General features: G+C 57.4%; 6 protein-coding genes. 3 read left to right on the top strand and 3 right to left on the bottom strand.

Going from position 1 to position 9,257, the window contains the following annotated elements:
* The coding region (hrpA, locus tag NOR51B_RS09980; protein ID WP_050759457.1) for an ATP-dependent RNA helicase HrpA at window positions 1-3,528 on the bottom strand (3,528 nt) is incomplete at its 3' end.
* Between the two features lie 30 nt (window positions 3,529-3,558).
* Window positions 3,559-5,241 carry an AMP-binding protein gene (locus NOR51B_RS09975; protein ID WP_009020181.1) on the bottom strand — a complete coding sequence of 561 codons (1,683 nt, stop codon included), beginning with the start codon at window positions 5,239-5,241 and terminating at the stop codon, window positions 3,559-3,561.
* Window positions 5,242-5,317: 76 nt separating this feature from the next.
* Between NOR51B_RS09975 and NOR51B_RS09970 the strand changes: the two genes are divergently transcribed.
* Window positions 5,318-5,815, top strand: a complete 498-nt coding sequence (locus NOR51B_RS09970; protein ID WP_009019875.1) for a MaoC/PaaZ C-terminal domain-containing protein — start codon at window positions 5,318-5,320, stop codon at window positions 5,813-5,815.
* On the opposite strand, the gene NOR51B_RS09965 is transcribed toward NOR51B_RS09970, so the two are convergent.
* Window positions 5,788-6,303, bottom strand: coding sequence for a hypothetical protein (locus NOR51B_RS09965; RefSeq protein WP_040482005.1), 516 nt, complete (start codon window positions 6,301-6,303; stop codon window positions 5,788-5,790). The two genes, NOR51B_RS09970 and NOR51B_RS09965, sit on opposite strands and share 28 nt — an antisense overlap.
* Window positions 6,304-6,432: 129 nt before the next feature.
* Here NOR51B_RS09965 and mnmC point away from each other — a divergent pair, with 129 nt between their 5' ends.
* The gene (mnmC, locus tag NOR51B_RS09960; protein ID WP_009021681.1) at window positions 6,433-8,433 is read left to right on the top strand and encodes a bifunctional tRNA (5-methylaminomethyl-2-thiouridine)(34)-methyltransferase MnmD/FAD-dependent 5-carboxymethylaminomethyl-2-thiouridine(34) oxidoreductase MnmC; all 2,001 of its coding nucleotides are present in this window, start codon (window positions 6,433-6,435) and stop codon (window positions 8,431-8,433) included.
* The gene (locus NOR51B_RS09955; protein WP_009019661.1) at window positions 8,433-9,236 is read left to right on the top strand and encodes a glutaminyl-peptide cyclotransferase; all 804 of its coding nucleotides are present in this window, start codon (window positions 8,433-8,435) and stop codon (window positions 9,234-9,236) included. Before mnmC ends, NOR51B_RS09955 begins: the two co-directional genes overlap by 1 nt.
* Window positions 9,237-9,257: the final 21 nt, after the last annotated feature.

The following is a 9,257-nucleotide window of genomic DNA, read 5'->3' as shown; positions in this document are numbered from 1 at the left end:
CGACCTCTGATCCTTGGGATACTGGCCGCTCAGTCGTTCTATCCGGTGAGCCAGCGCCTTGGCATAGCGCGGGTACTGGGCAAGCCAGAACTCGGGGCAGTGGCGAATGGTATCGATATCCAGCAGAGCAGTAACCTGACGCTCCATATCCTTCTGCACGTCAGCGTAGTTGTTTTTGCCCCCCACTGACATCGCCTTACGCGCCGAGGCAAACCCTTGCAGTGCCTGAATTAACACCCGTTCGATATCGACGGCTACCGCAACCCAATCGCCCGCTGCCTTTTCCAGAAGTGACTTGAATTCAGTCTCACTGTAGGGCGAGTCCACGACCCCAGCCGCGCGCAGAAACGCGGCATCGGTGACACCGGACACCAAAGCACTGCGCTCGACGCCACAGCCCGCCAGGGCCAACGCCGCCTCATTGGTGGTAAACAGCTGTTTGCGCAGGTACTTCACAGTTTTGGGCTGATGTTTTGCCGCGAGCGCAGCGATACCCACACGATGTGCCCGCTGGGCGTCCTGGGGATAATCGAACAGCTTTACAGCCACCTCTCCCCCGTCCGCGACGATCGCCGGATACGCCACCACTTTCATACCGGCAGCCCGGGTCTTCCACTGGGGCGGCAGATCGCCAAAGTCCCATCGCTCGACCCGCTCCCGCTCAGGGCTATCGCTCTGCCTAATCGTGGGCGCTACTGCGGCGTCCCGAAATTGTGCCACCAGTGCCGACATATCCCGGCTCTGGGCCAATAATCGATTGCGCTCATCAACCACGCGAATATTCATGCGATAAAAATCTTCAAGTGCCTCGTTGGGCCATTCGCCCACCGCGATCGTGACGCCCCGCTGTCGACGCAATACACCCGACAAAGCCTCGCGCAGATCGACATCGTCCACTTCAAGCTCGAGCAGGGCCTGATCAACGACATCGGGAACTGGAACCAGTTGCTTTCTCAACGCCTTGGGTAAGCCCTTAATCATGGCAATACATTTGTCCCGTAGCAGGCCCGGTACCAGCCAGTCGAGTCGATAGCGCGGCGCGCGATTCAGTAGCAGCAGCGGAATCGTGATCGTAACGCCGTCGGTTTCGCCGCCCGGCTCGAACTGATAGCTGAGCCGATAGTCGACATCCGCCCACCGCAGTTGTGCTGGAAACTGAGACTCGATCTCGGCACCAGGGTCCCGGGTCAGGACCTGTTCCCGATCGAGTCGCAGGCGTTTGTCAGCGTCGGTGTCCCGACTTAACCATTTCTTGAGTGCCGCAGCGCTCACGCAATCTGCGGGGAGACGCTCGTCATAAAAATTGAACAGGCTTTCCTCGTCCACGAGCAGGTCTCGTCGCCGCGCCCGGGATTCAAGGTCTTCCACCTCGCGGATACGCTTGAGATTGAACTTCAAGAACCCCGGTGGCGACTTGAACGCACCGGGTATCAGCGCCTCGCGAATCATCATCTCCCGGGACTCCCGGGGCGCAATACCGCCATAGTGGACCCGCTGTCCATCGCTGATGGTGAGCCCGTACAACGTCACTCGCTCCGTCGCCATCACCCTGCCGGAGCGCATTTGCCAGGAGGGCTCGTAGTGATGGCGCTTAAGGAGGTAGGGATTGACCTTCAGTAACCAATCGGGCTCGATCGCCGCACAAGTGCGGGCATAGACCTGTGTGGTTTCCACAATCTCGCCGGCGAGCAGCCATTTGGGTGGCTTTTTGTACTGGCCACTGCCCGGAAAGACCGTCATTTTTCGATTGCGGGTGCCGTTGAATTTCCGCCCCTCGTCCTGCTGAGCCACATTAGCCAGCAAACCTGCCAGCAACGCCACATGAATACTGCGGTAATCAGGCTCTGCATCGTCCAGCGCGGGCGCTTTCAACCCCATCTGCCGGCATGCAATAGTGATTTGGCTGTGAATATCCCGCCACTCCCGCATGCGCATAAACGACAGGAATTCGCGGCTACAGAGCTTTCTCAGCTGATTCTGGCTCAGCGCCTGACGCTGCTCCTCGTAGTACTGCCACAGTGACAACCAGGGCAAAAAATCGGACTGCTTATGGGTAAAACGGGCATGACACTGATCGGCCTTTGCCGTCTTCTCCGCCGGCCGCTCGCGGGGGTCCTGGACCGACATCGCTGATACAATAATCATGACCTCAGCGAGACACTTACTTTCGTGAGCGGCGATGAGAATTCGTCCGAGCTTCGGATCGATCGGTAACCGCGCCATCTGCCGACCGGTGGCCGTCAACTGACCGCGTCGCGACACTGCACCCAGCTCCTCCAACAGCCGATAGCCATCCCGAATCATCTTCGGCTCAGGCGGGTCGATAAACGGGAAATCCGAGACCTTGCCCAGCCTCAATTGCAACATCCGTAGAATCACTGCAGCAAGATTGGTGCGTAAGATTTCCGGATCCATGAATTCAGGGCGATTGAGAAAATCGGTTTCCGAATACAGCCGGATGCACACCCCGGGGCCGACCCGACCACAGCGACCTGCGCGCTGACTCGCACTGGCCTGGGAGATTTTTTCGATCGGCAGTCGCTGTAACCGGGAACCGTGGCTGTAGCGGCTGATTCGCGCAGTTCCCGGATCAATAACGTAGCGTATGCCGGGCACGGTCAGCGATGTTTCGGCGACATTGGTGGCGAGCACAACCCGCATTCCCGCTCCTTTCGGATTAAACACCTTGTTCTGCTCAGAACGACTCAATCGGGCATAGAGCGGTAATACCTGGATGCGGTCATTGCCTTTAAGCAATCGCGCCAGTTCCCGGATTTCCCGTTCACCGGGCAGAAAAACCAGCACGTCCCCACGGGGTCCGAATTGCTCCTGCGCTATGTCATCGACGAGGCTGACAACCTGATCGGAAACGTCGCCGACCTCCTCATCCAGCGCATCAAGATGATGAATTTCAACGGGATGCGTCTTACCGCTCACACTGATGACCGGCGCATCACCGAAATGGCTGGAAAACCGGTCAACATCGATGGTGGCGGAGGTAATGATGACCTTCAGGTCCGGTCGCCGCGGGAGAAGTTGCCTTAGATATCCGAGTATGAAGTCAATATTGAGGCTGCGCTCGTGGGCCTCGTCGACAATCAGGGTGTCGTAATCATTGAGATCAGCATCCCGCCCGAGCTCAGCGAGCAAAATGCCGTCGGTCATCAACTTTATCGCCGATTTTTCAGAAACCGTATCGGTGAATCGAATCTGGTAACCCACAAGATCACCAAGGGGACTTTCCAGCTCGTCCGCGATTCGCTGAGCGACGGTCCGCGCCGCCAACCGGCGCGGCTGGGTGTGGCCAATACGTTTCTGACGGCCGCGACCCAGCTCGAGGCACAACTTGGGCAACTGGGTGGTCTTGCCGGACCCCGTCTCCCCCGCAACAATGATGACCTGGTGGCTCTCGATGGCCCGGAGTATCTCCTCCCGGGCATCGCAAACGGGCAGACCCTCGGGGAAGACTATCTGTTCGGGTACCGATCGATCCGGCAGCGGCGATGTGGCGGCTTGCTCCCCCATCATGGCGCTGCTAATCCGAAGATAAAGAGCCCGTCAGGAAACTTCCGCGTCACGCAACTCCCGGCGCAGAATCTTGCCCACATTGGACTTTGGCAATTCATCGCGAAACTCGATCTGCTTCGGTATTTTGTAGCCCGTGAGGTGCTCCCGACAGTGCGCTTTGATCTCGGCCTCGGTCAATGCAGGGTCGGCCTTGACCACAAACAGTTTGATGGCCTCGCCGGAAGAGTCATCGGGAACACCGATAACGGCACACTCCAGGACACCCGGATGCCGTGTAATGACATCCTCGAGCTCATTGGGATAAACATTAAAGCCCGACACCACAATCATATCCTTGATGCGATCCACAATTCGCGAATACCCATCCGCTTGCATCACTGCCACGTCACCGGTGGCAAACCAGCCGTCATCATCCAGCACTTCTGCTGTTGCTTCCGGGCGCTTCCAATAGCCGAGCATCACTTGCGGACCGCGAATACAGAGTTCCCCGGGGGTATCCAAACCCAGCTCCGCGCCTGTGTCGTCAATCACCTTCAGTTCCGTGTGCGGCATGGGTAAACCGATAGTCCCGAGCTGCTGCGCCCCGCCTGGATTGCTTGTCGCCACCGGCGATGTTTCCGTCAATCCATACCCCTCTGAAACAGGGCAACCGGTTATTTGTTCCCAGCGCTTTGCCGCCGCCTCCGTGAGCGCCATGCCCCCGGAAAGTGTCACCTTGAGTGACGAGAAATCCAATTGCTGAAAATCGGGGTCATTGCTCAAAGCGACGAACAGGGTATTCAGCCCAAAAAACATTTTCGGCTGATACTGTTGAAACGCAGCCGTCACCGAAGACAGGTCGCGAGGGTTAGGTAAAAACACCGTCTGCGCGCCGACGTACAGGGCGTACATCGACGAGGTAAAAGCGTAGATGTGGTAGACCGGTAATGGCTGCAAAAAGATGTCGCCGGTTGCCTTGATAGGGTGAGTCGAAAATACCGCGTGGGCCTGAAGCACATTGGACACCAAATTGCGGTGTGACAGCATTGCGCCCTTGGCGAGTCCGGTAGTTCCTCCGGTATATTGCAGCATCGCAATCGAATTCCGGTCACACTCCACTACTTCATACTGCTCGCCAGCCCCGGCCGCAAGCACATCATTTAGCTTCAGCGCCCCCGGTATGGAAAAAGGAGGCACCATTTTTTTCACGTATTTGGCGATGAAGTTGATCAGAAAGCGCTTGGGCTGGGGATGAAGATCAGCGAGCTCGGTGACGATAACCTGCTTAACGTCGGTACGCGGCAGGACCTCTGACGCCGTCTGGGCGACATTGGCCTGCACCACCAATAGCTGAACCTCAGCATCGCTAAATTGATGCTGTAGCTCCCGCTCTGTGTACAGGGGGTTGGTATTGACCACGACCATACCCGCCCGCAGCACACCGAGCGTCACGACCAGATACTGAATGAGATTGGGCATCTGCACGGCGACACGATCACCCTGATTGAGGCCCGAGCGTTGCTGCAACCAGGCCGCAAAATTCGCCGATAAGCGATCCAGGTCACGATAAGAGAGGGTGTGACCCAGGCTCGTGCAGGCAGGCAAATCGCCGTGACGCGTGAAAGCATCCTCGAAAAGCTCGACAATACTGCCGTATTGATCGAGGTCGATTTCGGTATCAACACCCAGAGAGCGAAGCTTTTCATTGGCGATATCGGCAAAGCTGGTATTCATGACAGGTCAAGGCCTCGTTTTTAGGTATTATGGTCGCTTGCGAGATACAAAGACTAACAAGTTTAGGAGATTATCAATGTCGTCTTCCATAGAAGTCACCAATAAAACCTTTGACGAAATCGCTGAGGGCGACAGCGCCTCCTTCAGCAGGCTGGTCACGGATCGCGAGATTAAGCTGTTCGCGGCTGTATCGGGAGACCACAATCCGGTTCATCTCGACCCCGAGTATGCCGCTGGCACCCAATTCGGCGAGTGCATTGCCCACGGAATGCTCACCGGCGCCTTCATTTCTGCCGCAATAGCGACTGAACTCCCGGGACCCGGCACTATTTACCTGGGTCAAACCCTGCAGTTCAAAGCACCGGTATTTTTGGGCGATACGCTAACCGTCAATCTGGAGGTTACCGGAAAACACCCCAAGAAACCCTGGCTGACCCTGCACTGCGATGTCGTCAATCAGGAGGGTAAAAGTGTGGCCAGCGGAGAAGCGAATGTTATGGCTCCCGCCAAAAAAGAGACGGTAACGCTGATCGCGCCGCCCGATATTCAACTGATTGAGGCTTCCGGCGACTGAAACTGTTCGGGGTCGACATACATCAGTTGCAGCGTTATGACCGCATCACCTTCACTCGGCTCCACACCGAGCATCAGCAGATTGGTGATGCCGCCACTGACGGCCGCACCACCGGCGCCAAAGACCAATGAATTGGCGTTTGGCTGTTTTCCGCCTTTGGCGGGATCATTGAGTGGTGTGAATGTCGTCAGTGCTTTATCGGCCTTCACCTGTTCGGCCAGTTGTCCGATCAGAGTGAGTAGGGCATCGCGGAACGCCGAGAAGTTGAGCTTCCCGCGATGGACACTCTGGTCGAGGGATAAATCAATTCTTACCGTACCCCCGTCCTCGAGTTTAAGGTTGGTGAGCATGAGGCGTTGCGATGCGACGAGCTCGCGAAAGGTGCGCTTGGCTGCGGTGCGATTGATATCGATAAAGCCACGGTGAAGCAGATTGACCGCTAGGGTTGCAAAACGCTTGTGATCAATGCTGGCTTGCTGTTGCGTCATGGTTGCTGGCATCCGGTAAAAGCCGCAGAGTGTACCGCCTCCCGCCCAGGAAACTCCAGTCAGTTGCCACCGCCATCTGAACCTGACAACGTTCCAGCATGAGCCCTCTTCCATGAGTTATCGCCTGCGTTGATCAATCGACAAAACAAACCCTGGGAACAGCCCGAGAAACCGGCCATCGACGTGTCCGCCAACGGACTCAGCTCCACTCGCTTTGACGACGTTTACTTTTCTGCCCGGGATCCGATCGGCGAGAGCCGCTACACCTTTCTCGAGGGGAACGCGCTTGAATCGCGGTTTCGCGGGCTTTCTTCCGATGAACGCTTCACCATTATCGAATCGGGCTTTGGAACCGGTCTCAATTTCCTGCTCACGCAGGAACTGTGGCAGCGCTGCGCGCCCAAGGGTGCCAGGCTGCATTACATCGGTATCGACGCTTACCCCCTCGATGCGACTCAGATCAATACCATCTCGGCGAACCACCCTTCGCTAACCAAGGCCTGGCAGACCCTGATCGAGCGCTGGCCACCTGCCGTGTCCGGTTGTCATCGGCGGCGGTGGGCAGGAGAGCAGGTGACGCTTGACCTCTGGTGGGATGACGCGCGGGAGGTACTGGCGGATACCGCCAGTCATTGCCGCCAGTGGGTCAACGCCTGGTTTCTCGATGGCTTCGCGCCGTCGAAAAACCCGGACATGTGGCATGAAGGGCTCTATCCGCTCATGGCGCAGCAAAGCCAACCGGGGGCAACAGTGGCCACATTTACGGCGGCGGGCGCTGTAAGGCGTGGCCTCACAGCGGCGGGATTTGAGGTCAGCAAGGCGCCGGGGTTTGGACGCAAGCGCGAAGCCCTGCGTGCCGTCATCAAACAAGCCCGTCCGATGCGCGCCGTGCTAACCCCTTGGGACGCCGCCGAACCGAGCCCCGAAGTCGACCGGACACTCGTGCTGGGGGCCGGTCTTGCAGGTGCCTGGATTGCCCGCACGCTGGCCGAGCGAGGGGTGCACGTCAGCGTCCTGGAAAGAGGAGAGATCGCAGCGGGGGGATCAAGCAATCTGCAGGGATTAACGTACACCCGTTTATCCCGGCGCTATGGGGAGCTGTCAGATTTCACACTGGCAGCCTATGCATTCGCCCTGGACGCCTACAAGCAACGTTTCCATTCAGGCGAGCTGATCGATGACGTTGATGGTGCACGCTGCGGCTATCTGCAACTGAGCGAGGACGAGGCCACGCTCGGCCACCTTGAGCAGGTGCTCGGAGGCAGCGGCGCAATGGCCAGGATCCTCAATCCACAGCAGGCCAGTGAGACCCTGGGGCTCAAGGTCAGTCAGTCGGCCATCGATTATCCGGGAGCGTTCTGGCTGAACCCGCCGGCCGTCGTGCAATCCCTGCTCACGCATCCCAATATTGAGCTTCAAAAAGGCCTCGGCACGGTTACCTTGCATCGCGAGGACGAACGCTGGTGGGCCCGCTCTGGGAGCGGTGAGTCACTGGATTGTGCGCCGCTGGCCGTGATTGCCTGTGCCATGGACAGTGGCACCCCGCTGGGCATCGACTGGCTTCCGCTGCAGACCATTCGCGGTCAAACCACTCACCTGCCTACCAACAAAAGCCTGGCTAAACTCAATCGTGCACTCTGCCATAAAGGCTATATTGCCCCCGCGCGAAAGGGTATTCACTGTATTGGCGCGAGCTACGGACCCAACGAGGCGCTGATCGATGAGCGGGTTGAGGAGCATGGTGAAAATCTGGGGAAGTTACTGCGCGCTGTGCCCGACCTCAATCCGCAAGACTTTGCTGATGGGTTAACAGGTCATGTCGCCCTGCGATGTAACAGCAGTGATTATTTACCGCTCGTCGGCGCCGTGCCGGATGCTCCGGCATTCGAGCTGGGCTATGCTGCCCTGCAACACAACAGTCGTCAGGTCATTGCGGAATGCCCGCCTCTGCAACCCGGTCTTTATTTGCTCACCGCCCTCGGATCACGGGGCCTCACCTATGCACCACTCGCAGCCGAACTGATTGCCAGCCAGATATTTGGCGATCCACCCCCGCTGCCGAGGTACCTGCAACGGGCTATCACGCCCGCACGCTTTTTGTTCCGGGCCATCAAACGGGGTACCCGATAATGCGATGTAGCGCCTTTTTTAGCGCAGTTTTTACTCTGCTTTACCTGCTTGCGGCCTGCGGTGCTGTCGGCAGCGAACCCGTACCTCGCTACGGATTCGAGATCGTCGAGAAGATCCGATTTGATCGCACTATTTTTACCCAGGGCCTTGAGTTCGACGGTCCCGATCGTTTGATCGTCAGCAGTGGCGGGTATGGGGAGTCATTTATCCGCATTTACGCGTTTCCAGAAATGGACATAGTGGAAGAGCGCAAACTTGATGATCGTTACTTTGCCGAGGGTATAACCGTTGTCAACCAACGCCTGTTTCAACTGACCTGGCAGTCAGGGGATATGCTGGTATATGACGCGAAGACACTGACACCGCTTGCCAGCGGACGTATTCCGACCCAGGGCTGGGGACTGACCCATGACGGACATCACGTTTGGTTCAGCGATGGCAGCGATCGACTGATGCATTTTGATTCGCAGACCGGCAGTAAACTCGACGTCATCAACGTTACCCTCGACGGGAAACCCCTTAACTATATCAACGAGCTCGAATGGGTGGGCCCGGAAATCTGGGCGAACGTACTGACATCCGATAGTGTCTTCAGAATTAACCCGAACAGCGGTCAAGTCACAGGGGTTATAGATCTGACCGGCCTTCTCGACCCGGAAGATCGATTGTCGGATACCAATGTTCTCAATGGAATTGCGCTCCATCCAAAAGACCACAGTATCTGGGTCACGGGCAAGCGTTGGCCCTGGCTATTCCGCGTGCAACTCAAAGCACTGGAAATCGATGCACCAGGCCCCATGTAGACCACAAACACCATTACACTG

It is taken from the genome of Luminiphilus syltensis NOR5-1B (genome assembly GCF_000158175.1).
GTDB classification, from domain to species: domain Bacteria; phylum Pseudomonadota; class Gammaproteobacteria; order Pseudomonadales; family Halieaceae; genus Luminiphilus; species Luminiphilus syltensis.
The sequence above is the reverse complement of the archived record's forward strand: the minus strand, read 5'-3'. Positions and strand labels throughout refer to the sequence as shown.

What these genes read in the sequence shown, in the direction of transcription:
- NOR51B_RS09975 (WP_009020181.1), bottom strand. Translation starts at nt 5,241, where the DNA reads ATGAATACCAGCTTTGCCGATATCGCCAATGAAAAGCTTCGCTCTCTG.
- NOR51B_RS09970 (WP_009019875.1), top strand. Translation starts at nt 5,318, where the DNA reads ATGTCGTCTTCCATAGAAGTCACCAATAAAACCTTTGACGAAATCGCT.
- NOR51B_RS09965 (WP_040482005.1), bottom strand. Translation starts at nt 6,303, where the DNA reads ATGACGCAACAGCAAGCCAGCATTGATCACAAGCGTTTTGCAACCCTA.
- NOR51B_RS09955 (WP_009019661.1), top strand. Translation starts at nt 8,433, where the DNA reads ATGCGATGTAGCGCCTTTTTTAGCGCAGTTTTTACTCTGCTTTACCTG.